This is a genomic window from Rhizobium sp. NZLR1b (assembly GCF_019685155.1).
Taxonomy (GTDB): domain Bacteria; phylum Pseudomonadota; class Alphaproteobacteria; order Rhizobiales; family Rhizobiaceae; genus Rhizobium.
In genome coordinates, this window is record NZ_JABDWC010000012.1 from 86,524 (window position 1) to 109,510 (window position 22,987).

Sequence of the window (22,987 nt, forward strand, 5' to 3'; positions counted from 1 at the left end):
CGATGCATCACCAAAATAGTTGCAACGGCGGGTGAGCGGGTTATCAAAGACGAACAACAGTTGGGAGGACTGAATGACAGGTTCGAGCAAAGGTCATGACGGGAGGCGGATCGCCTTTCTCGGCACCGGCCTGATGGGAGCGCCGATGGCGCGTCGGCTGCTTGGCGCGGGTTTTGCCGTCGCCGTCTGGAATCGTGATCCCAGCAAGGCCGAGGCCCTCGCAGGAGACGGCGCGATCTGCGCGGAAACACCCGCAGATGCCGTTTCAGGCGCTGATGTCGTCATCACCATGCTGACCAACGCCGAGGCGGTGAAGGACGTGCTGTTTAACCGCGGAGCGGTCGATGCGATGACATCAGGCGCCGTCGTTATCGATATGAGTTCGATCGCCCCGCATTTCGCCCGCGACCATTCTGCCAGGCTTTCCGAACGCGGTATCGCTCATGTCGATGCGCCGGTGTCCGGCGGCGTCGTCGGGGCGGATGCCGGTACGCTGGCCATCATGGCCGGCGGCGACAAGGACGTCGTCGATGCGCTTACAGATGTCTTTGCGCCGATGGGGCGCGTGACCCGCGTCGGCCCAAGCGGAGCAGGCCAGCTTGCCAAGCTTGCCAACCAGCAGATCGTCGCGGTAACGATCGGCGCCGTTGCCGAAGCGATGATGTTGATTACAGCCGGCGGCGGCTCGCCGGCAGCCTTTCGCGACGCCATTCGCGGCGGCTTTGCCGAGAGCCGTATCCTTGAACTGCACGGCAAGCGCATGGTCGAAAGGCAGTTTACTCCAGGCGGTTCGTCGAGCAACCAGTTGAAAGATCTGAACGCCGCCATGGAGACGGCCGACACCTTGTCGCTGACGCTGCCCCTGACTGCGACGGTGCACGCCGAATTCAGCGAATTCGTCGCAAACGGCAATGGCGAAAAAGATCATAGCGCCCTGCTCCTCCATCTCGAAGAGAAGAATGCCCTGCCGGGAGGAAAGAGGTGACTGACAGCCATTCTCCGAAGCGGCGCCTGCGTTCCCAGGATTGGTTCGACAATCCCGACCACATCGACATGGCAGCGCTCTATCTTGAGCGTTTCATGAACTACGGCATCACGCCGGAAGAATTGCGATCCGGCAAGCCGATCATCGGGATTGCCCAGAGCGGCAGCGATCTCACGCCCTGCAACAGGGTTCATGTCGAGCTTGCCACGCGCGTGCGCGACGGCATTCGCGATGCCGGCGGCATTCCGATCGAGTTTCCGACGCATCCGATCTTCGAGAACTGCAAGCGCCCGACGGCTGCGCTCGACCGCAATCTCGCCTATCTCGGCCTCGTTGAAATCCTCTACGGCTATCCGCTCGACGGCGTCGTGCTGACGACCGGCTGCGACAAGACCACGCCTTCGGCGATCATGGCTGCGTCGACGGTCGATATTCCGGCGATCGTGCTTTCCGGCGGTCCGATGCTCGACGGCTGGCACGAGGGGGAACTGGCGGGTTCCGGCACGGTGATCTGGCGGATGCGGCGAAAATATGCGGCAGGCGAGATCGATCGGGAAGAATTCCTGCAGGCGGCGCTCGATTCAGCGCCATCAGTCGGCCACTGCAATACGATGGGCACGGCTTCGACGATGAACGCCCTTGCCGAGGCACTCGGCCTTTCGCTGACCGGTTGCGGCGCCATTCCGGCCGCATATCGCGAACGCGGCCAGATGGCCTATCGTACCGGGCGGCGCGCCGTCGAAATCGTCTTCGAGGATCTGAAGCCGTCGGATATCCTGACCCGCGAGGCTTTCCTCAATGCCATCCGCACCAATTCGGCGATCGGCGGTTCCACCAACGCACAGCCGCATCTGGCGGCAATGGCGAAACACGCCGGCGTCGAACTTCATCCCGACGACTGGCAGGTGCACGGCTTCGATATCCCGCTGCTGGCCAATGTCCAACCGGCGGGCGCCTATCTCGGCGAGCGTTTTCATCGCGCCGGCGGCACGCCGGCGATCATGTGGGAATTGCTGCAGGCCGGAAAGCTCGATGGCGACTGTCGCACGGTGACGGGCAGGACGATGGCCGAAAACCTGCAGGGCAAGGAGGCGCGCGACCGCGAGGTTATCCGGCCATTCGCTGAACCGCTGAAGGAGCGAGCCGGCTTCCTTGTTCTCAAGGGCAATCTCTTCGATTTCGCGATCATGAAGATGAGTGTCGTCTCGGAGGATTTCCGCCGGCGCTACCTTCAGGAGCCGGGGCGCGAGGGCGTCTTCGAGGGCCGGGCGGTGGTTTTTGACGGGTCGGAGGACTATCACAAGCGCATCAACGATCCTGAACTCGACATTGACGAAAATACCATCCTTGTCATCCGCGGCGCCGGGCCGCTCGGCTGGCCGGGTTCGGCTGAGGTCGTCAACATGCAGCCGCCGGATCACCTGCTGAAACGCGGCATAAGCAGCCTGCCGACGATCGGCGATGGCCGCCAATCGGGCACGGCCGACAGCCCCTCGATCCTCAATGCTTCGCCGGAAAGTGCTGCCGGCGGCGGCCTCGCCTGGCTTCGCACCGGCGATGTCATCTGCATCGACTTCAATCAGGGGCGCTGCAACATGCTGGTCGACGAGACTGAAATCGAACGGCGCAAGGCAGAGGGAATTCCGCCGGTGCCGGCGGACGCGACGCCATGGCAGCAGATCTACCGCCGCTCGGTCACGCAGTTGTCCGACGGCGCAGTTCTGGAGGGAGCGGCGGAATTTCGTCAGATCGCCAAAAGACCGCCGCGGCACAACCACTGATCCTGAAGGGCGCCGTGGACTGCAAGTTCTCTGATCCAAAAGGGGAAAGTCGTAACGGACGGTTCACCTAGTGACTAGTTCGATCATCGGCACAAGGCTTCATTAATGCCGGCTTGAGACCATATTGCAATTATGGAAGCTCCTAAGGCTGAGACCGCGTTGCCAGAAAATAGACCCACACGATCCGAACAAGAGTTCCAGGATCTTCTGCGCCGGCTCGAACTCGCTCTCGATGCATCCCGGATCGGTGTCTGGGAACACAGCATCGCAAAGGGCGGGATCCTGTGGGATGCGCAGATGCACCGTCTCTACGAGACCGGCGAGACATGTCGGGACGTGCCGGCATGGTTATGGTCGAATGCGATCCATCCCGACGATCGTGAGCAGGCCGAACGCGACTTCGACCAGGCGATTGCAACACGCGGCGCCTATAATTCGCAATTCCGGATCGTACTGCCGAGCGGCGAAATCCGCTATCTGCGTTCACGCGCGCATTTCTATGTGGATGCAGAGGGGCTTCCCTCGTTCATCGGCGCCGAATGGGATGTGACTGCCGACATAGTGCTCAATGCCGAGCTCGCGCGACAGAAAATGGTGGCCGAGGCGAAGGCGGTGGCGCTCGAGGAAAGCAATGCGCGCATCGAGCACGTCGCCGATCACGATTATCTCACTGGCTTGCCGAACCGGCGGCTTCTCGACAAGCGGCTCACCGAACTGCCGGTTGACAAGAGCATCACGACGCTTGGCGTCCTGCATCTCGACCTCGACCAGTTCAAGCAGATCAATGACAGTCACGGCCATGCGGCAGGCGACGCCGTGCTCAGGGCCGCAGCGCTTCGCATCACCGCCGCCATTCCCGCAAATGGCATGGTCGCCCGCGTTGGCGGTGATGAATTCGTCATCGTACTGGTCAATTTCAGCGATCTCACTGAGCTGAAGCTGATCACCGAGGATCTTCAGCGTCGGCTGCGCAAGAAGATCCGCTTCGGCCACGAGATGCTGCAATCCGGCGCCTCGATCGGTGTTTCCTGGAGCGGCGATCGGCGGGCGCGCAACCTGCTTGCCGAATCCGATCTGGCGCTCTACCAGGCGAAGAAGCTCGGGCGCAACCGCGTCGAATTCTTCACGCGGCAACTACAGGAGGATCTGCGCGCCAAGCGCCGCCTCGCCGAAGAGCTCAAGCTGGGGCTGGAGCGCGGCGAGATCGTTCCCTACTATCAGGTGCAGCTTGACGCCCGGACCCGGGAAGTCATCGGCTTTGAGGCGCTGGCGCGCTGGAAACATCCCGACAAGGGCGTGCTCGCCCCAGGGATTTTCCTGAAGATCGCCGACGAGCACGGGCTTGCGGCGGAGATCGATGCGGCGATCCTCAAGAGCGTTCTCGAAGACCGGCTGTCCTGGCTGTCTCGCGGCCTTGCGGTTCCACGCATCGCCGTCAACATCTCGGGGTCGCGCCTTGCCGATCCGACATTGCTCGGCAAGCTGAGGAAGCTCGATATTCCGCCCGCCGCGATCGTCTTCGAACTGGTCGAGACGATTTTCCTCGACGACAGCGACGAAAGACTGCTCGATCATATCGGCGATATCAAACAGATGGGTATCGACATCGAGATCGATGATTTCGGATCGGGCCATGCCTCGCTCATCGGTCTCGTTAAGCTGCGGCCGAAACGGTTGAAGATCGACCGGCAGCTCATCGCCGAGGTTGTCAGCTCCGCCGAGCAGCGGCGCGTGGTGGGTTCGATCGTGGAAATCGCCAAGGCGCTCGACGTCGAGGTGATCGCCGAGGGCATCGAGACCGAGGCGCATGCCGTCGTGTTGGCGCAACTCGGCTGTGATGGCCTGCAGGGTTACGCGTTTGGTTATCCCGCACCGGCGGCCGAGACAGCGCGTCTTTTCTCGCCGATGGCGAGCGGGATCGAAAAGCAGAAGACCGTGATGAGCGGAACGGCCCGGTGATCCGTCGGCGCGGCGACCGCCGCCGCGCCCGGTTTCAACAGCGGTTTTCCCGGCTTGCGGAAGTGATTTCGGCCGAAATGTTTTTCTCTTTTTCGGAACGGCCAGGCGATATCTTTTCGGCGCGGCGTTTTATTCGCGCTCGCAGGAGGATAATTGGCGCGCAAGTAATTTTCTTGAGCTTGCATCGGCATTGTTTCATGGTAATGCGGAAACCAAGCTTTCTGCATTGCCTCGAAAAATGATTATACGCGTCGTCACGTCCATCAACGCGGCTCTCCATCATTCGCAGGTGCAATCGGGGAGTCGGGGACCTGACAATTACTTTGACATTGCCGGGATGGACTTGCGGGACATGCAATCTGGGAAAGTCGCATGAATTCGGAATTTGCCGTTCGTTCGATGCGGCCCGGCGAACTGGAACTCGTGCTCGAATGGGCGCGTCAGGAGGGCTGGAACCCAGGCCTCGATGATTCGCTTGCATTCATGGAGGCCGATTCGTCCGGATTCTTCGTCGGCGCCATCGGTGAAGTCCCCGTCGGTTCGATCTCGGTCGTCAAATATGGCGAGAGTTTCGCCTTCCTCGGCCTCTACATCGTTCATCCCGATTTCCGCGGCAAGGGTTATGGCAGGACGATCTGGGAGGCGGGCATCGCCAGCGCACACGATCGCACGATCGGCCTTGACGGCGTCGCCGCACAGCAGGATAACTACCGCAAGGCCGGCTTCGAACCCGCCTACTCCACCCTTCGCTACGGCGGCGTCGTCACCTCCTTGCCGGTCTCGACGCTTGCCGCGCAGCCGGTGCTGGATTCGCGCCTGGAAGGCCTGCAGCGTTATGATTCGGCGATCTTTCCGCAGCCGCGCGATGCCTTCCTCGCGGCCTGGTGCACCGGTCGCAAGGGTCGCCGCTCAGTAGTGGTACGCAAAAGCGGCAAGATCCGCGGTTACGGCACGATCCGCCGCTGCTACGAGGGCTACAAGATCGGCCCGCTTTTTGCCAATGATGCCGACAGCGCCGCAGCACTGCTTGCCGAATTGATCCCCGAGGCGAAGGGGGCTTCGATCTTCATCGATATCCCCGCGGAGAACCACGAGGCGGTCGCGCTTGCCGAAAGCCTCGGCCTTCAACCGGTGTTCGAGACGACACGCATGTATCGCGGGCCGGCGCCGGCCATCCCACTAAAGCATGTCTTCGGCGTGACGACTCTGGAGCTTGGATAGACCAATGCGCGTCGCGTCAAACTTGATTCATCCGAGGCGCTTTGGTTCTTTTGTTGAACCGCCGCGCACTTCCTGACATGCATCAATCCACCGGTGAGGCGGGAACAGTCGCGGCCGAAGCTTTCGGCCGGCCTTTTTCGGCGATCGCGATGCCGCCCAAGGTCAACACCAGCGCGATCACATGGACGGACTGCAGCGTCTCGCCGATCAGGACGACGGAGAGCAGCGTTCCGAACACCGGCACGAGATTGATGAACAGGCCGGCCCTGTTGGCGCCGATAGCCACGACACCCTTGATATAGAGGATCTGCGCCACCAGCGAGGGAAAGATCGCCGTGTAGAGCGTGATGATCCAGCCAGCATGGTCCGGCCATTGCGCGGCATCGCGGCCGGCTTCCCAAAGGAGCAGCGGCACCGAGGTCAGCATGGCTGCAAATGCCGGGATCGCCATCAGCGTGCGCCAGTCGAGCGGCGGTTTCCAGCGCAGGAAGATCGTGTAGACCGAATAGGCGGCAATGGCGATCAGCATCAGCCCATCACCGCGGTTGAGGCTTAATTGCAGCAGCGTTGTCAGGTCGCCATGAGCGGCGGTCAGAGCGACGCCGATCAGCGTCAAGCCGAAGCCGAGACATTGGGCCAGCGAAATGCCAGTGCGGAAGAACATGAAATTCAGCAGGAAGATCAGCATCGGGATGCCGGCCTGCTCGATGGCGACATTGATTGCCGTCGTATATTGCACGGCCGAATAAAGCATGGCGTTGAAAAGCGTGTAGCCGATGACGCCGTAGAAAAAGAGCAACGGCAGGTTCTTCCTGACCACCGGCCAGTCCCTCTTGAGCTGGGGCACCGAGATCAGGGCGATCAGCGCCACGGCGATAAACCAGCGCAGGAAGGTCAGCATCATCGGGCTGATATGCCCGAGTGCGAGCTTGCCGGCGACGGAGTTGCCGCCCCAGCAGAGGGTGGCGATAACGAGGCAGATGTAGGCCCTGGCTTGCAAAAGCGTTCTTCCCATCTTTCCGCGATCGCCGCGCGGCGTTTTGTGACGGGCAATAACCTGCCGGCTGCTGATTTGTCACGTAAAAAGCCCAATCACCTGTGACAACAGGGTCGCTTTCCCAAAAACAAAGCTTTATAGATGCGCGGGTTTGAGCAGGTGTGCGGTTTTCCGCCGGTAACAGGAAGAGTTGGATGACGAACGTAGTCGTGGTCGGTTCGCAATGGGGTGACGAGGGCAAGGGCAAAATTGTCGACTGGCTTTCGGAGCGTGCGGATATTGTCGTGCGCTATCAGGGCGGACACAATGCCGGCCACACGCTCGTCATCGACGGCACGAGCTACAAGCTGTCGCTGCTGCCGTCCGGTGTCGTGCGCCCGGGCAAGATGGCGGTGATCGGCAACGGCGTCGTCGTCGACCCGCATGCGCTGATCGCCGAGATCGGTCGACTGGAGGCCCAGGGCGTGACGGTGACGCCTGATAATCTGCGCATTGCCGACAATGCGACGCTCATCTTGTCGCTGCACCGCGAGCTCGATGCGATGCGCGAGGATGCGGCATCTAACAGCGGCACCAAGATCGGCACGACACGCCGCGGCATCGGTCCGGCCTATGAAGACAAGGTCGGCCGCCGCGCCATCCGGGTGATGGATCTTGCCGATCTCGACAGTCTTGCCGGCAAGGTCGACCGTATTCTGACGCATCACAATGCGCTTCGCCGCGGCCTCGGCGTCGCCGAAGTCAGCCACCAGACGATCATGGATGAACTGACCTCGGTCGCCGATCGGGTGCTGCCGTTCCGTGATACCGTCTGGCTCTTCCTCGACAAGGAGCGCCGCAAGGGCTCCCGTATCCTCTTCGAGGGCGCGCAGGGCACCCTGCTCGATATCGATCACGGCACCTATCCTTTCGTGACCTCGTCTAACACCGTGGCCGGCCAGGCCGCGGCCGGTTCCGGCATGGGACCGGGCTCGCTCGGCTATATTCTTGGCATCACCAAGGCCTATACGACGCGCGTCGGCGAAGGTCCGTTTCCGACCGAGCTGAAGGACGCCATCGGTGAGTTCCTTGGCGAAAAAGGTCATGAGTTCGGCGTGGTGACCGGGCGCAAGCGGCGCTGCGGCTGGTTCGATGCCGCACTCGTGCGCCAATCGATCGCCACCAACGGCATCACGGGTATCGCGCTGACTAAGCTCGACGTGCTCGACGGCCTCGAGGAATTGAAGATCTGCGTCGGCTACATGCTCGACGGCGAACAGATTGATCATCTTCCGGCAAGCCAGGGAGCGCAAGCTAGGGTCGAACCGATCTACATCACGCTGGAGGGGTGGAAAGAATCGACCGTCGGCGCCCGTAGTTGGGCGGATCTGCCGGCGCAGGCGATCAAATATGTTCGCCAGGTCGAGGAACTGATCGGGGCGCCCGTCGCGCTCCTTTCCACGAGCCCGGAGCGGGATGACACGATACTTGTGACCGATCCGTTTGAGGATTAAGCTCACGGGTCACTGTGGAGGATAGTTCGGTAGGGTGCCGGACTTCTTGAGAAAGTACTGATGGCGGATTTTATTGCAGTTATTCGGCGGGCCGTCGACGGCCTGGCTGAAAATACCCCCGAGATGCGGGTGAAAGTCTACGAACGTGCCCGCGGCGCAGTGCAGCGGCAGCTCGAGAACATGAAGCCGCGTCCGCCGGAAGCCATGCTGCAACGCCAGCTCGAAAAACTCGAGGCCGCCATCCGCGAAGTGGAAGGCGAACACTCCGAAGCGCTGCCGCTCGAGGCGGCGGTTGCCGCGGTCCCCGCGCCGGAATCTTCGGAAGAACAAACGGTTCACGACGAAAGCGAACCAACACCTGCGCCTGTCGTCGAAGAGCCGACCTACGAAGCCTCTGCGGAACCGCAGGCGGTTGAGCCCGCCGACGAGCCGGATCACCTGGAGGCAGCCGCGCCGCAGGAGCCCCAGGAAAAGCTGGCGGACGAGGAACCTCTCTCCGAGCAAGCGCGCAGCCTCCCGGAGACGTCTGTTGCGGCCGAGGCCACCGCTCCCGCGCAGGCAGAGACACCCGTTCCTGCCGAAACATACTGGCATCCCTCGCATGAAGAGGAAGCGCCGGCCGAGGAATGGCATTCCAGCGAGGGGCGCGACATCGCTGCGGAGGCTTGGCCTGCAGATGATGAGCGCTGGGAGCCGCCTGCCGAGAATCGCAACGAGGAATCCGGCGAATATCATCCCGACGAGCAGCATCCCGCAGAGGCCGAAGAACTCGCGGCCGAACCGGCGACGGTGGAAAGCGAGGAGCCGGCTGCCGAGAAGGCGTACGAGCCTATCGACGCCTCCCAACGCGTCGCGCGCGGCCTAGACCATGCTGCCCATCGGCTGGTGGAGCCGGTTGCAGAGTTCGATCGTCCGCAGGAATTCGTCGAGCACAGCCGCGAGGAGCCGCTGCAGGCCGATGCCGCAGCGCATTTCGATCCCGTCTGGAGCGAGCCCGCCGCCGAAACGCCGGCTCCGGCGCCGAAGGATGCCGAGACCGAATGGGCGCAAGAGGAACTCCGGCAATATTCGGAAACGGCGCCAGTCACCGCCGACGTCTCGGCACGCGCCTTCGAAGAGGTGATTTCGAGCCTCGAAAAAGTCGCGCCTGCGGCCGTCATGCCGACGGCCAAGGAAAGTTTCTCCTGGGAGACCGCAGCCTTCGACGATCTGCCGCCGATCGACGCCGGCAGCAGCAAGAAGACGCCGGTGGCCTCGCATTTCGACGATGTCGATATCTTCGCGGAAGTGCACAACGGCAAGCCGGCGCCTGCAAGCGGCGCGCCGAGCGAGGAATGGCGCGAGGCGAAGGCGCTGCGCGGCTACGACCGCCGCGGCTCGGTCGCCACTGACGATGATGACGCCAATCCGGCGATGGACATCGATCGGATCGTCGCTTCCAAGCTGCAGGGCAAGAATTTCCGGATGGAGCCGAAGCGCCGCCGCTTCGGCATCGGCACCGTGATCACACTCATCTTCGCACTCATCTTGATTGGTGGCGGCGCCTATGCCGGCTGGATGAACAGAGAGGCGCTGGTGGCGATGGTCGACGGGCTCGTCAGTTCGGCACCGTCGCAGGCGACCAAGAACGAGACGCCGCCGCCGGCTAACTCCGCGACGCCTGCCCAGCCGGGCGCGGTGGCGCCAGCTCAGCCGACCACGCCAGGAGCACAGAATACCCCAGTGGCGCCGGCCCAGCCGAACCCGCAGGTGGCGTCATTGAACAATGACGGCGCCGTGGCCAATTCGAAATTCACTCAGCGGCTGCTGATGGATGGAACCGAGGTCGACAGCGGACCGGCGACGGTGCCGGGAACGCCGACCGCGGAAGGAAAATCGGTCGCCGAACAGAATGTCGCTGCAGCCGATACGCCGCCTGCCAGCGCCCAGGGCGATGTCGCACCAGCCGAAACGCTGACGCCGAACGGCCCGGCGGCATCTCCGCAGCAGACCGCCCCCGTCGGTTCGTCGCAAAAGATGTTCCTCTATGAGGAACGTATCGGCCAAAGCTCGCCAACCGCGATCGAGGGATCCGTCGTCTGGAGTGTGCAGCACGAGGCCGGTCAGGACGGCCGCCAGGAGGCGACGGTGCAAGGCAACGTCACCGTGCCGGAACGCAATCTCTCGGCACTCGTCACTTTCAAACGCAATTCCGATCCGTCGCTGCCGGCAAGTCATCTGGTCGAGATCGTTTTCTCGGTGCCGCCGAATTTCGAAGGCGGCAGCATCGACAGCGTCCAGCGCATCTCGATGAAGCGCACAGAGCAGGACCGCGGCGACGCGCTGATCGCGGTTCCGGCCAAGATCACCGACGATTTCCACATGATCGCGCTCAACGACTATCCCGATGCGCGCAAGGCCAATCTCGATCTGATGGCGACCCGTAGCTGGATCGATATCCCAGTCACCTACCGCAACGGTCGCCGCGCGCTACTGACGATGGAAAAGGGGGGCACGGGAACGGACGCCTTCAATACCGCGATCAAGGAATGGACTGCGCTCGGGGATGTGTCGACGAGTCAGTGATGGTCGTCCGCAATGCCAGCTTTCCCGGCCTTTGACAGGGTGCCGAGGCTGCGAAAAGAGAATGAAACAGAAAGGCGGGCCGCAAGGACCCGCCTTATTCAATTCTAAAGCGCGTCGCATCAAAACGCGATTTATCGGGCGCATTCTAATGTCGTTATTCCGGGACCACTACGCACTTCCGGGCGACATGCATTCTCACGCGGCAGGTCTATGCCGTTGCTTCGACGACGCGGACGGCCTTGGCGCGTTCCTGGGCTTCCTTGCGGACAGCATCCTGCACCTTTTCGAAGGCGCGGACCTCGATCTGACGGACGCGTTCGCGGCTGATGTCGAATTCGGTCGAAAGGTCTTCCAGGGTCACCGGATCCTCGGCGAGGCGACGAGCCTCGAAGATACGGCGTTCGCGCTCGTTCAGCACGCTCATCGCTTTCGCCAGCATACGCCGACGGGTATCGAGCTCATCCTGTTCGATCAGCACGTCTTCCTGGCTGTCATGGTCGTCCACCAGCCAATCCTGCCATTGGCCGCCGTCACCTTCGGCCGCCTTGATCGGCGCGTTCAGCGAAGCGTCGCCGGACAGCCGGCGGTTCATCGAAATGACCTCCTCCTCCGAGACTTTCAGCTTGGTGGCGATTTCGGAGACGTGCTCCGGCTTCAAGTCGCCGTCATCAATTGCCTGGATACGGCCTTTCAGCCGGCGCAGGTTGAAAAACAAGCGCTTCTGGTTGGCGGTCGTGCCCATCTTCACGAGCGACCATGAACGCAGAATATATTCCTGGATCGAGGCCTTGATCCACCACATAGCATAGGTGGCAAGGCGGAAGCCGCGTTCGGCATCGAATTTCTTGACGGCTTGCATCAGACCGACATTGCCCTCGGAGACGACTTCGCCGATCGGCAGGCCGTAGCCGCGATAACCCATCGCGATCTTTGCGACGAGGCGAAGATGGCTGGTAACGAGCTGGTGGGCGGCGTCGCGATCACCGTGCTCGGCATAACGCTTGGCGAGCATATATTCTTGCTGCGGCTCAAGCATCGGAAACTTGCGGATTTCGTCGAGGTAACGATTGAGACCGGCTTCGCCGGCGGTAATGGACGGCAAGGTATTTCGGGCCATAGTGCACCCTCCTAAAGTGGCTTCCGGCTCCCGTCGGCAACGCGTTCTCGCGTTAAAAAAGGCAAACCGGGACATGCGGCTCTACTGCAAGCCCGCACTAAGTCAACATACAGATAAGTGTGGCGAAACGGCGGTTCAAGGTGCCGCTCACGCAGGTGTGAGATGGGGTCGAAGACGCCTCTATCCTCGCAATGACTCGACCAGTTCTACCATATCATCCGGTAGCGGCACTTCGAAACGCATGATTTCGCCGGTGCGGGGATGCTCGAACTGCAACATGAAGGCATGCAGCGCCTGGCGGCCGAAACCGTTGACGACCTTGCGGATTTCTTCGGGCAGGATATTGGCCTTGGTCTTGAAGCCAGCGCCGTAAACCGTGTCACCAAGCAGCGGATGGCCGATATGGGCCATATGGACACGGATCTGATGGGTGCGGCCGGTTTCGAGGTGGCACTCGACCAGTGAGGCAAGCGCGGTCGCGTCGGGTTTTTCTTGGAAGCGCTCGACCACCTCGTAATGGGTGATCGCCTCGTCGGCGTCATGACTGTCGGCGCGCTTGACGGCGCGGCGCGTGCGATCGCCGGTGGCGCGGCCAAGCGGCGCGTCGACCGTGCCCGTCAGCGTGCGGGGCCGGCCCCAGACGACGGCCTGATAGGCGCGCTCGAGCGGCATGGTGCGGCCATGGTCGGCAAATTGGAGCGAGAGGTGGCGATGGGCAATGTCGTTCTTGGCGACGACCATGACCCCTGTCGTGTCTTTGTCTAGACGGTGGACGATTCCAGGCCGGCGCACGCCACCGATGCCGGAGAGCGTATCGCCGCAATGATAGATCAGCGCGTTGACCAGCGTCCCCGTCCAGTTGCCAGGCCCGGGATGGACGACGAGACCGGAAGGCTTGGAGATGACGATGACGTCTTCGTCCTCATGGAGGATATCGAGAGGAATATCCTCGCCTTGCGGCGTCGGGTCTTCCGGCTCGGGAAGCGTGATCTCGAAACTGTCGCCATTGCGCACCTTGCGCTGGGGGTCGGTGACGGGTTCGCCGCGCAGAAGAACCTGGCCGTCCTTGATCAGCGCCTTGATGCGGCTGCGCGAAAATTCCTCGGCGACCTGTGCCGTCAGCCAGGTGTCGAGCCGGCCTTCTGCGGTTTCGTCGGCGGTCAGGACTTTTCTATTGCCGGCTGCTTGTTTAAAGGGGTCGCTCAAGACGCTTCTTCTCCGACGTATTTTTAGAATGGGACGCACAGATGACAGCTATCGAGCCAGACGATCAGGAAGAGAAGCCCCTTGATCCGGCGATGGAAAGTGTCCGGCGCAAGATGGTCCGCCTGCAGGTCGTTTCCGGCGCCATCATGTTCGTGAGCCTTATGGCGGTCTTCGGGGCGGTTGTCTACAAGACGATGCACAGCGAACCGAAGGACACAGCGGCGACGGTTTCCGCCTCCGGCGTGCCCTCGGATGCGCCGCTTTCGGCGACGGTTTCCCTGCCGCTCGGCTTCAAGGTGCAGTCCACTTCGTTTTCTGCAGGGCAGATCCTGTTTTACGGCGAGACGGCCGAGGGCAAAAGTAAGGCGCTGGTCTTCGATCTCAGGACTGGCCGCACCGTCGCCGATCTCACCGTCTCGGGCAATTGAGGCCGGCATGGCCGCCGTCCCGATCACCATCGACAGCGCCGACGATCCGCGCGTCGCGGAATTCCGCAACATCCGCGAGCGTGACCTGACAGGCCGAGAGAACCGCTTCATCGCCGAAGGCACTGTCGTGCTGCGCATGCTCGCCGAGGCGCACCTGGGAGACCGCGGCTTTTTCGCCGAGAAGATCCTGCTGCTGCGCAACCGCGTCGACGGCGTTCTGCCGATCCTGGAACGACTGCCGGCCGACGTGCCGGTCTTTGTCGCCGAGGCTGATGTGCTTAACGGCGTCGTCGGTTTCCATCTGCATCGCGGCGTACTCGCACTCGGCCGGCGGGAGGATCGCGGGGAGGCGGCACTTCTCGACGCGCTGCCGGAACGGGCGCTGGTTCTCGTCGGCTGCGGCATCTCCAATCATGACAATGCCGGCTCGATGTTCCGCAATGCAGCCGCCTTCCGGGCCGATGCAGTGCTGCTCGACGAAACCAGCTGTGATCCGCTCTACCGCAAGGCGCTGCGTGTCTCGGTTGGTTCGGTGCTGAGCGTTCCGCACCGGCGCGGTGGCAAGGCACTGGATATGCTTCTGGCACTTGCCGACCGGGGCTTTGCCATCTGGACGCTTTCGCCGCACGGCAAGACCGATATCCGCGCTATTCCGGCTTCAATGCGTATGGCGCTCGTCGTCGGCACGGAGGGGGAGGGGTTACCGGAGGCGCTGCTTGCGCGCTTTCAGAGCGCGCGCATTCCACAGTCGGAGGAACTCGACAGCCTTAACGCCGCGACGGCGACGGGGATCGCTCTATTTTCCATGGCTTCCGCGATGGGTCGGATCTAAATTATAGCGTCTTTTTAGACACACGAAGGACGCCGTAGCATATTGAATTGCTGCAGGTCTCAGCGCTGGGGATCGGCGATGATCGCCGTTGCCCGGTCGGCAAGGCTGACGCGATCGTTCGGGTTCTTTTCCGCAGCCTCCGCGAGAAGCGTGCGGATCGGCGATGAGGGACCTTCATTGAGTGCGGTCAGCGCCACCATGTTGGCGGCGATCGAGGCGATCTCCTCACGGATCGTGCCATCGCGCCCGGGTACGGCCTTTGCCTTTTGCAAGCGCTCGGCAAGGGCGGCGCTGCGTTTGCGGACATCCTGGCCTATCTCAGCCGTGCCAACGGCGGCGTCGAGCGTGACTGTCGTCGTATCTTCGGCCGCCATCTCCGCCGGCAACTCCGCGGCCATCCCGGCAAGACCGGCGTCGCGCAGCACGTGGTTGACCTTGCGGATCTCGGCATTGGCAGCCTTCAACTGTTCCTTCAACTTGACGATCTCCTGCTGGCGGCGAGTGACCAGGGTTTCTTTTTCGGCGGCCGACGCGCTGTCGCGCGCGGCCTTATCCTCCAGGCGGATCACCATGTGCTGCTGCTGCGTCAATTTCTGTTCGGCATCCTTGGCACGCTTTTGCAGCAGGGTGACGTCCTGGCGCAACGTGTCTCGTTCGTCGCGCAAGGCGTTGGCGCGAAATTTCAGGCTCTCCGCCTCGGTTTCGCGTGCAGCCAGGTCGATCCTCAGTCCATCGGTCTGTTCGCCGAGCTTGCTCAGCCGCGTCCTCATCGTCGCCAGTTCGCTCTCCTTGTTGGCAACGGACTGTTCGGCAATATGCAGATTGGTCTTCAACTGACTGATATAATTCTCGTCCTTGCGCAGATGCGAGCGCTGCTCGGCGGCCTCGACATGCATCTCGCCGATCTGGGCCTGCAATTCGCCGATATCGGCGGCAAGCCTGCCTGCATCGACGGCAAGCGCGTCGTGGCGAAGCTGGAGCGAAAGGGATTTCTCCCGCTCACGCAGAAGGTCCTGGGCGGTCCGGGCATTTTCAGCGGCATAGAGCGCGCGCACCATATCCTTCTGGGCGCGAACCTCCTGCGGGCTTAGCGGCATGGTCGCCTTCAAGCGGTTCTCGGTATACCAGACAATGCGGCGGTGAACGGCGGGTGAGACCAGAAAAACGAGGAAGGCCGCGGTCAGGAAGCCCAATCCGAACAAGAGAGCATATTCGATCACGGCGCGGCCATCGATTCGAAGGTTGATACGGGGTCAGCCGCGATGATTAAGCACGCAGGACACGTATGGCAAGGCCGCTGATGCGGGCGAGGATGGATTCCAGCGGCCTTGCGGCCTCAGAAGGGGTTCCAGGTCGGTGCCTGGGTGATCTTCAGATAGCCGACATTGATACCCAGGCGGGCGCCGACGCCGGTGCGGATCGGCACGACCAGGACGTCATTGTTCTTGAGAAGCGTCATGCCGAATCCGGCGATCACATAGGCAGAGCCGCTGACGCCGCCGAACCGGGCATAGATACCGTTGACGGAGGGCAGGTCGTAGACCAGCATCATTACGCGTGAGCCTTGGCCGCCGTAATCGAGGCCGAGCGAGGGACCTTGCCAGTAGAGATTGTGTTCGCCGGCGTTCTTGGTGTTCAACTGACCTTCGCCGTAGGTGAGGCCGGCGATGAAGGCGCCGCCGCCCTCTTGTCCGAGAATGTAGCCATTTGGCAGGCCGTATTTCTGGAAGGCACTCTCGACGACTTTGGCAAGTCCGCCGCTGGCGGAACCGAAGAAGGAGTGGCCGGCGTCGACGATTTCCTGCATCGTGTACTGGCCGTTGTCCTGAGCGGAGGCAGGTCCGGCAACCATCAGCGAGGAGAAGACGAGGGCCGAAAGCAACCTGTAGAAGTCGATGAATCGGTGCGGAAATCGAGGGCACATGGTATCATCCGTTCGTCGTTTGGCTGGAGCGGGCAAGCGCTCGCGGCGATTGGTGCATTTTGCGCCGATGATCTTAACAATCGGTTTACCAAATATGGTGTCATTATGGCACCGAATACGATCGCAAACTTCGCGCAATTTTGATGAAGCATATTCCCGGGCGCAATGAAATTGCTGCCCCTCAGGAGACGATGATGTCCAAGAACCTTAATCTCACCTTGGCCGGCCCGGATCTGGCCGCGCTTCTTTGCAGCCGCGTTTGCCACGATGTCATCTCACCGGTCGGTGCGATCAATAACGGCCTGGAACTCCTGGATGAGGGTGGTGCCGATGCCGATGCGATGGACCTGATCCGCACCAGCGCGCTCAACGCCTCCGTTCGCCTGAAATTCGCACGCCTCGCCTTTGGCGCTTCGGGTTCTGTCGGTGCCTCGATCGACACCGGCGAGGCCGAGCGAGCAGCCAAAGATTTCGCCGTCGCCGAGAAGAAGACCGAAGTGATCTGGAACGGGCCGCGCGCCATCGTCGCCAAGAATCGCGTCAAGCTGCTGCTCAACCTCTTTCTGGTTGCTTATTCCGCTATCCCGCGCGGCGGCGTCCTCGAAGTAACGCTTGAGAACCCCGAGTTCGATGCAAGGTTCAAGCTCACGGCCAAAGGCAAACTGATGCGCTTGCCGCCGAAATTCGTCGAGATATCGACCGGCACCATCGAGGAGGCGATCGACGCTCATTCGATCCAGCCCTATTACACCGTGCTTCTGGCGCAGGAGTGCGGAATGACGCTTGATCACAGCGCCAGCCCAGAAGAGCTGGTGTTCACTGCGGTAGCCGCCGCTGCCTGATTTCGGAGCGAGGGGCGGGTGTACGCGCCCGTCCGGTAACGATTCCTTAGCCTGATGGACCTATCCTCCAGGGTTGTAAGAGGCCTCTTGCTGCGACGAATGCGGGGGCAAAGGAGCGCCCATGCAAAGGTTCATGATCACCGACAATTCGGATATCGTCCGCAAGGTCGGCAAGCGCATTCTCTCTGAACTCGACTTTCTTGTCAGCGAGGCCTCCAACGCCGCCGAGGCACTGCAGCGCTGCCAGGCGGAGCTGCCGGAATATCTGATCGTCGATTCCGGCATGGAAGGCGCTCTCGACCTCATCGCCGCCATCCGCGCCATGGACGGCGGCAAAGAGGTCAAGATCTACTACTGTGTCGTCGAGGCGGATCTGAAGAAGCTGATGGCGGGCAAACGGGCCGGTGCCACCGACTTCCTGCTGAAGCCGTTCGATCGCAAGATCTTGACCGCTGTTTTTGGAAACCGCGCAATCGCTGCCTGATGGCATGCCTCTCCCCATGCAGCATGATGCCGAAGGTGTAAGCACGTTCGGCCGCAGCCATTGTTTCCCTTTGTACCGATCCAGCCCCGATCCTCTCAGGACGGGTTCTTATTGCCAGGCAGAAACGAAAAATCCCGCCGAAAGGGCGGGATTTTCGTTATCCGATAAGGGGGATCGGAAAATCAGGCGGTTTCGGCGTATTCGGCACCATCCGGCTCGCGCAGAACGTAGCCACGGCCCCAGACGGTCTCGATGTAGTTGGCGCCGCCGGCGGCGTTGGCGAGCTTCTTGCGGAGCTTGCAGATGAAGACGTCGATGATCTTCAGTTCCGGCTCGTCCATGCCACCATAAAGGTGGTTCAGGAACATTTCCTTGGTGAGGGTAGTGCCTTTACGGAGCGAAAGCAGCTCCAGCATCTGGTATTCCTTGCCCGTCAGGTGGACACGCTGGCCGCCGACTTCGACAGTCTTGGCGTCGAGATTGACGATCAGTTCGCCAGTCATGATGACCGACTGGGCGTGGCCCTTGGAGCGGCGGACGATGGCATGGATGCGGGCGACGAGCTCGTCCTTGTGGAAGGGCTTGGTCATGTAGTCGTCGGCGCCGAAGCCGAGGCCGCGAACCTTGTCTTCGATGCCGGCCATGCCCGACAGAATGAGGATCGGTGTCTTGACCTTGGACAGCCGGAGCGTGCGAAGCACTTCATATCCGGACATGTCGGGCAGGTTCAGATCGAGAAGGATGATGTCATAATCATACAGCTTGCCCAGATCGACGCCTTCTTCACCGAGATCGGTGGTATAAACATTAAAACTTTCTGATTTCAGCATCAACTCGATGCTCTGCGCCGTCGCGCTATCATCCTCGATGAGAAGTACCCGCATAATTATCCCCTTTACCGCCGCCGAAAGGTGGTCTGGCCCCCTACACGATACCGAACACGCTACGTGATTTGGAAGCTGCCACGAAATGGTTAACAAATTCTAATTCACTCTGGCAAGGAGTATCGAATTTATTAAATATTTTTTCCATTTCTCTGTTTTCCAATAGGAATCTCAAATGGCGCTCCTAAACTTTGACATTAGGAAAAGGCGCTAAGTGATTCATCCGACTCGCCAATGAAAAGGTTCGAACTTCATGCCGCGGCATTTACCGACCCTTAAATCATCTGGCCTATCATTAACGATGCCCGTAAACGAAAGGTTACCAGCGGTAGGTATTTGTTAATATCGCAGGAAATTTTTTAGCAAACCGTGTCAAAGCGGCGCGCAGGGCGGTTTCAAGTTGAGCCGGGGTCTCGCATCACGGGAGTAATGCGTATGAAGTCGCGAGAGAGCCTCGTTCGTCTGAAAGAGTTTCAGGTGAACGAAAAACGACGTCAATTGCAGCAGTTGCAGATGATGATGTCCGAATTCGAACGAATGACGAAGGATCTGGAAAGCCAGATCGTCGTCGAGGAAAAGAAGTCCGGTATCTCAGATCCGAATCACTTTGCCTATCCGACCTTCGCCAAGGCCGCGCGTCAGCGGGCCGATAACCTGCAGGTTTCGATCAAGGAACTGAAGATGCAGGAAGAGACGCTGGAAATGGCGCTCGAGGAGATGCAGGCCGAATATGCAAGAGCGACGGCGCTGGAAGAGCGTGACAGCGGCGCCCGCGCCAGAGCATGATGCCGAAAAGTGTGAGCGGTTTTCGGACGACATCATGCTCTTACTCTTCAATTTAGAACAGGATTCAGATCTTAGGCCGATCTGGCCTAAAATCATCCTGTTCTAGGGCGTAAAAGAAAACCGCGGGCGCCGACTTCGGCGCCCTGGCGATCGCCACTGAGAAGCCATGTATGACGGGCGCACTGTCCGTCATACATGGCTTTTGGTGTTTTCGCCGTCTGAAGGGTCGTCGGCTTAAAACCGCCCCTTCGGGCCAGAATCAGTTCACCACATCCTGCCATTCCGGATGGCGCTGTGCCTGCGCCTTGAAAAAGGGGCACAGCGGTATGATCTTCCAGCCGCCGGTTCGGGCTGCCTCCACGGCATGAAGCGCCAATGCCTGGCCTACACCCTTGCCGCGCAGCGCATCGGGTACAGCCGTATGGTCGATGATGATAAGCTTCGCCGATGCGCGCGAATAGGTCATCTCCGCCGCATGCCCTTCGACCTCGGCTGCATAGCGGCCCCCGGAGGCGCCATCTTCATTTCGAATGTCCATTGTCGTTCCTTGCAACCAGATATGGTGGTAGCCGACGGTGACACGGCCACACAGCCGTGCCAAGCCTGTGCGGCGATTCTTTGGGAGACGAAGTGTTCATGAAAAATGTCGGATCGATGCGGGGTTCAGCGCAATGAGAGCGCTTTTGATGATCCGCCCCGTTCTTCTGGTGGCCGCGCCGTTCTTCCTGGCGCTCGGCCTGGTCCTGCCGCTGGTCCATTTCGAGACGCTGTATTTCTTCGACAGAACGCCTTCGCTCATCGAGATCGTCATGTCGCTGTGGCAAGGCGGGGATGGGCTGTTGGCGGCGATCGTCGCATTGGTTTCGATTCTGCTCCCGCTTCTGAAGATGATCGGCATTGCCGCGGAAGTGACGACCGCCGGCGGTGGGGCCGGCAGCCTGTTCTATCGTCGCGTCGTGCCGCATCTGTCCAAGTGGTCAATGATGGACGTGCTGCTGGTCGCGATCGTCATTGCGGCGGCGAAGACAACGGGGGTGGCAAACGCCTTCACCCAGCCCGGCCTCTGGTGTTACGCCGCCTCGTCAATGATTTCGGGCCTTCTTCATTCTCTGACGGGAGATGCGTCCGGCCCGAAATAGATGTCGATGATGGCGTGCGATCAGTGGCGATATTGCTGGATGCGCGTGGTGCGCAGGCCGGCAAGGCCATGGCTGTTGATCGATGACTGCCAGGAGAGGAATTCTTCGACCGTGAGCGTATAACGCTCGCAGGCCTCTTCCAAGCTCAACAGGCCACCGCGAACAGCCGCGACAACCTCTGCCTTCCGACGGATCACCCAGCGCCGCGTATTGGGCGGCGGAAGATCCGCGATCGTCAGGGGGCTGCCATCGGGGCCGATGACATATTTAACTCGGGGACGTATCATTTCGGTCATTGGACTCTCTACACAACGCAAGACCACGGACGCCACTCTAGCTTGCCACATTTAAAAATTGCCTAAACTCATCGTAAGACTTTGATAACAAATTTAGATGCCCTGGCGCGGCCGGTGGCCTGGGACGGCCTTCTGCAGGCCGTCAATTTGTAGCGCTGCAAAAAGGGGGCGAGCCGAAGAAATAGGACTGATTTGCCGGGATGATCTTTGTGGCGCTGGGTATAGGGCTGAGCGCAAGACATCGTCTCCGTTCCTTTTGGTGTATCAGTCCAGCTCGCGCTTTTGGTGATCTGGTTCGTCGGATGCAGTGCAAAAGTCGTCTTTGCCAACGCCCCGGCTCGGAGCCTTTTGCTGCCAGCGGCGGGGTTCGGTTGAAGCAGGCCATACGTGGTACGAAGATGAAAAGAAGTGAGCATGCGCGCGGCGATTGCATTGAGGATGCTGGATTTTCGCCTTCACGGACCGGTCGCGCCGAACGGCGGCAAGGAGCGGCTCGGCGAGATGACAAAGCTTGCGGACTTCGATTTTTATCTTGCCCTCGGCTTTCCCGAGAAGCGACCGCACGGCTTTCATCGAAGTCCGGCTGACCGGCAACTCGGAGGGAAGCCTGACCGGCTTTTGCTGGGCGACCGATTTCTTCTATTGCATCAGATTGGTGACCGTGGCGAAGCGGACGATCGTGCCTAATCTTCTGTAAGGAGGGGCGATTGCGGGCGGCGTTGCCAAAAGACGCCGCCTCAACCCGCTCTTTCAGATGCATGCGCTGAAGAGTGCCTTCGCCTTCGCGCTCGCACGGCGATGACCTGAAATAATACATCTACGCCTTTTCAGGCGCTTGCCCATGTCCAAGCACGCGATGGCGCTGCGTCACAGGTGCATGGAACTTCTGGCCAAGGTTTTGCGACGATGCAGTTCGGACGACAGCCGGTCGGCGAGGCTTACTCGGCGCGAAATCGAATGCGCGCGCTGGTCGGCGGCCGGCAAAGGCAGCGATGAGTCACGATCATTTCGGTCTCTCGTCACACACGCTGGGACTTATCTGAGGAGCGCAATGCGCAAGCTCTTGGTCAGCCGCATGCAGGCGGGCGCCAGAGCATTGCGGGACCGGCTGCCGAGGCAGCCGGTCCCTTTCATAAAGCTTAGAAACCTTTTCCGCGGGTCAGCTCCGACACGACGGTTCCGGCAATGATGCGGATGTCCATCACAATCGAAAAATTCCCGACGTAATAGAGATCGCTGACGATGCGCGCGCGCGCCTTGGCCGGACGGTCGGTCGGGCCGCGCAGGCCGCGCATCTGGGCAAGACCCGTCATGCCGGGACGCATGGCATGGCGCTGATGGTATTCCGGAACCAGCTCTTCGTAGAGCATGCCGCCGGCACGCATGCCGATTGCATGGCAGCGCGGACCGACGACGGACATGTGACCCATCAGCACGTTCAGCAACTGCGGCAGCTCATCAACGTTGGTGCGGCGAAGAATGGCGCCGACGCGGGTGATGCGCGGATCGTTCTTCACTGTCTGGGCAATACCCGAGACATCGCAAAGATCGGTGCGCATCGAGCGGAACTTGTAGACCTTGATGGTCTTGCAGTTCTTGCCCCAGCGGGTCTGCTTGAAGAGCACCGGTCCTGGGCTGTCGAGCTTGATCAGCAAGGCGACGAACAGAAGGAAAGGGGCGAGGACGAGGAGGGCGCTCAACGACGAAACGATGTCGAACGCCCGCTTCAAGACGAGATCCATCCACGGCGCCTGCGGCGCATCGCTATGGATGACAGGGGTCTGGATCTTCGGGCTGGGCTGCTGGCGGCGGCTTGGCCTAAAGGACTCTGTCGAAATGCTGTTGTTTAGTTCCGTGATGCTCAAGGATCGTACTCTGTTGTCTTCGAGGGGTGCGGCGGCAATAGGCGATCAATGGTTTACCCTGTCACCAGGGCTGCACTCAGGTCTTGGTAACCCTACTAAAACGGAAAAATGCGACAATTGTGTAATGGTGTCCAGAGAAATATCGCATCGCAGCAAATCTTTCGCATTTGCGTTAAGTTGAGG

The 22,987-nt window shown here is 60.8% G+C and carries 22 protein-coding genes; 13 read left to right on the forward strand and 9 right to left on the reverse strand.

The window, feature by feature from the left end:
- The first annotated feature begins 73 nt into the window (after positions 1-73).
- From HJB84_RS18310 to HJB84_RS18325, 4 genes are all read left to right on the forward strand, one after another.
- On the forward strand, positions 74-985 hold the full coding sequence (locus HJB84_RS18310; protein WP_207581554.1) for an NAD(P)-dependent oxidoreductase: 912 nt from the start codon (positions 74-76) through the stop codon (positions 983-985).
- The gene (locus HJB84_RS18315) at positions 982-2,766 is read left to right on the forward strand and encodes an IlvD/Edd family dehydratase (protein WP_221116548.1); all 1,785 of its coding nucleotides are present in this window, start codon (positions 982-984) and stop codon (positions 2,764-2,766) included. The genes HJB84_RS18310 and HJB84_RS18315 overlap by 4 nt, the downstream gene beginning before the upstream one ends.
- A 132-nt stretch (positions 2,767-2,898) precedes the next feature.
- A complete protein-coding gene (locus HJB84_RS18320) occupies positions 2,899-4,725 on the forward strand; it encodes a bifunctional diguanylate cyclase/phosphodiesterase (RefSeq protein ID WP_207581552.1) in 1,827 nt (608 codons plus the stop codon).
- Positions 4,726-5,097: 372 nt separating this feature from the next.
- The gene (locus tag HJB84_RS18325) at positions 5,098-5,946 is read left to right on the forward strand and encodes a GNAT family N-acetyltransferase (protein WP_207581551.1); all 849 of its coding nucleotides are present in this window, start codon (positions 5,098-5,100) and stop codon (positions 5,944-5,946) included.
- Positions 5,947-6,028: 82 nt separating this feature from the next.
- Here HJB84_RS18325 and HJB84_RS18330 read toward each other — a convergent pair whose 3' ends face one another.
- Positions 6,029-6,946 carry a DMT family transporter gene (locus HJB84_RS18330; protein ID WP_221116575.1) on the reverse strand — a complete coding sequence of 306 codons (918 nt, stop codon included), beginning with the start codon at positions 6,944-6,946 and terminating at the stop codon, positions 6,029-6,031.
- Positions 6,947-7,137: 191 nt separating this feature from the next.
- Between HJB84_RS18330 and HJB84_RS18335 the strand changes: the two genes are divergently transcribed.
- Together HJB84_RS18335 and HJB84_RS18340 are read left to right on the forward strand one after the other, a co-directional pair.
- The gene (locus HJB84_RS18335; RefSeq protein WP_207581549.1) at positions 7,138-8,436 is read left to right on the forward strand and encodes an adenylosuccinate synthase; all 1,299 of its coding nucleotides are present in this window, start codon (positions 7,138-7,140) and stop codon (positions 8,434-8,436) included.
- Positions 8,437-8,496: 60 nt separating this feature from the next.
- Positions 8,497-11,001 carry a hypothetical protein gene (locus tag HJB84_RS18340; RefSeq protein ID WP_207581548.1) on the forward strand — a complete coding sequence of 835 codons (2,505 nt, stop codon included), beginning with the start codon at positions 8,497-8,499 and terminating at the stop codon, positions 10,999-11,001.
- Positions 11,002-11,209: 208 nt separating this feature from the next.
- Here the strand turns inward: HJB84_RS18340 and rpoH are convergent, their stop codons facing one another.
- Together rpoH and HJB84_RS18350 are read right to left on the reverse strand one after the other, a co-directional pair.
- Complete coding sequence (rpoH, locus tag HJB84_RS18345) at positions 11,210-12,118, reverse strand: RNA polymerase sigma factor RpoH (RefSeq protein ID WP_007630673.1); 909 nt, start codon at positions 12,116-12,118, stop codon at positions 11,210-11,212.
- 180 nt (positions 12,119-12,298) lie between these two features.
- Positions 12,299-13,324: an RluA family pseudouridine synthase gene (locus HJB84_RS18350; RefSeq protein WP_221116549.1), complete on the reverse strand. Its 1,026-nt coding sequence runs from the start codon at positions 13,322-13,324 to the stop codon at positions 12,299-12,301.
- 41 nt (positions 13,325-13,365) lie between these two features.
- Here HJB84_RS18350 and HJB84_RS18355 point away from each other — a divergent pair, with 41 nt between their 5' ends.
- Positions 13,366-13,752 carry a hypothetical protein gene (locus HJB84_RS18355; protein WP_221116550.1) on the forward strand — a complete coding sequence of 129 codons (387 nt, stop codon included), beginning with the start codon at positions 13,366-13,368 and terminating at the stop codon, positions 13,750-13,752.
- A gap of 7 nt (positions 13,753-13,759) precedes the next feature.
- Positions 13,760-14,584: an RNA methyltransferase gene (locus HJB84_RS18360; protein ID WP_221116551.1), complete on the forward strand. Its 825-nt coding sequence runs from the start codon at positions 13,760-13,762 to the stop codon at positions 14,582-14,584.
- A gap of 59 nt (positions 14,585-14,643) precedes the next feature.
- Here the strand turns inward: HJB84_RS18360 and HJB84_RS18365 are convergent, their stop codons facing one another.
- Together HJB84_RS18365 and HJB84_RS18370 are read right to left on the reverse strand one after the other, a co-directional pair.
- On the reverse strand, positions 14,644-15,804 hold the full coding sequence (locus HJB84_RS18365; RefSeq protein ID WP_221116552.1) for a hypothetical protein: 1,161 nt from the start codon (positions 15,802-15,804) through the stop codon (positions 14,644-14,646).
- A 116-nt stretch (positions 15,805-15,920) separates the two neighbouring features.
- A complete protein-coding gene (locus tag HJB84_RS18370) occupies positions 15,921-16,508 on the reverse strand; it encodes a DUF1134 domain-containing protein (protein ID WP_207581543.1) in 588 nt (195 codons plus the stop codon).
- A 194-nt stretch (positions 16,509-16,702) separates the two neighbouring features.
- On the opposite strand from HJB84_RS18370, the gene chpT reads away from it, so the two are divergent.
- Positions 16,703-17,350 (forward strand): histidine phosphotransferase ChpT, encoded by a 648-nt coding sequence (gene chpT / locus HJB84_RS18375; protein ID WP_207581542.1) that lies wholly within the window; start codon positions 16,703-16,705, stop codon positions 17,348-17,350.
- A gap of 121 nt (positions 17,351-17,471) precedes the next feature.
- A complete protein-coding gene (locus tag HJB84_RS18380; RefSeq protein WP_207581541.1) occupies positions 17,472-17,834 on the forward strand; it encodes a response regulator in 363 nt (120 codons plus the stop codon).
- A gap of 182 nt (positions 17,835-18,016) precedes the next feature.
- On the opposite strand, the gene ctrA is transcribed toward HJB84_RS18380, so the two are convergent.
- Positions 18,017-18,718: a response regulator transcription factor CtrA gene (gene ctrA, locus HJB84_RS18385; protein ID WP_003542362.1), complete on the reverse strand. Its 702-nt coding sequence runs from the start codon at positions 18,716-18,718 to the stop codon at positions 18,017-18,019.
- Between the two features lie 435 nt (positions 18,719-19,153).
- Between ctrA and HJB84_RS18390 the strand changes: the two genes are divergently transcribed.
- Positions 19,154-19,504: a hypothetical protein gene (locus tag HJB84_RS18390; protein WP_026188505.1), complete on the forward strand. Its 351-nt coding sequence runs from the start codon at positions 19,154-19,156 to the stop codon at positions 19,502-19,504.
- 259 nt (positions 19,505-19,763) lie between these two features.
- Here HJB84_RS18390 and HJB84_RS18395 read toward each other — a convergent pair whose 3' ends face one another.
- Complete coding sequence (locus HJB84_RS18395) at positions 19,764-20,042, reverse strand: GNAT family N-acetyltransferase (RefSeq protein WP_207581540.1); 279 nt, start codon at positions 20,040-20,042, stop codon at positions 19,764-19,766.
- A gap of 133 nt (positions 20,043-20,175) precedes the next feature.
- Between HJB84_RS18395 and HJB84_RS18400 the strand changes: the two genes are divergently transcribed.
- Entirely contained in the window at positions 20,176-20,643 is a 468-nt protein-coding gene (locus HJB84_RS18400; RefSeq protein WP_221116553.1) for a paraquat-inducible protein A, read from the forward strand.
- A gap of 20 nt (positions 20,644-20,663) precedes the next feature.
- Here the strand turns inward: HJB84_RS18400 and HJB84_RS18405 are convergent, their stop codons facing one another.
- Entirely contained in the window at positions 20,664-20,939 is a 276-nt protein-coding gene (locus HJB84_RS18405; RefSeq protein ID WP_007533628.1) for a DUF1153 domain-containing protein, read from the reverse strand.
- A 414-nt stretch (positions 20,940-21,353) separates the two neighbouring features.
- Between HJB84_RS18405 and HJB84_RS33620 the strand changes: the two genes are divergently transcribed.
- The gene (locus tag HJB84_RS33620) at positions 21,354-21,626 is read left to right on the forward strand and encodes a hypothetical protein (RefSeq protein ID WP_259669530.1); all 273 of its coding nucleotides are present in this window, start codon (positions 21,354-21,356) and stop codon (positions 21,624-21,626) included.
- A gap of 452 nt (positions 21,627-22,078) precedes the next feature.
- On the opposite strand, the gene HJB84_RS18415 is transcribed toward HJB84_RS33620, so the two are convergent.
- Positions 22,079-22,804, reverse strand: a complete 726-nt coding sequence (locus tag HJB84_RS18415) for a sugar transferase (protein WP_164014068.1) — start codon at positions 22,802-22,804, stop codon at positions 22,079-22,081.
- Positions 22,805-22,987 lie beyond the last annotated feature (183 nt).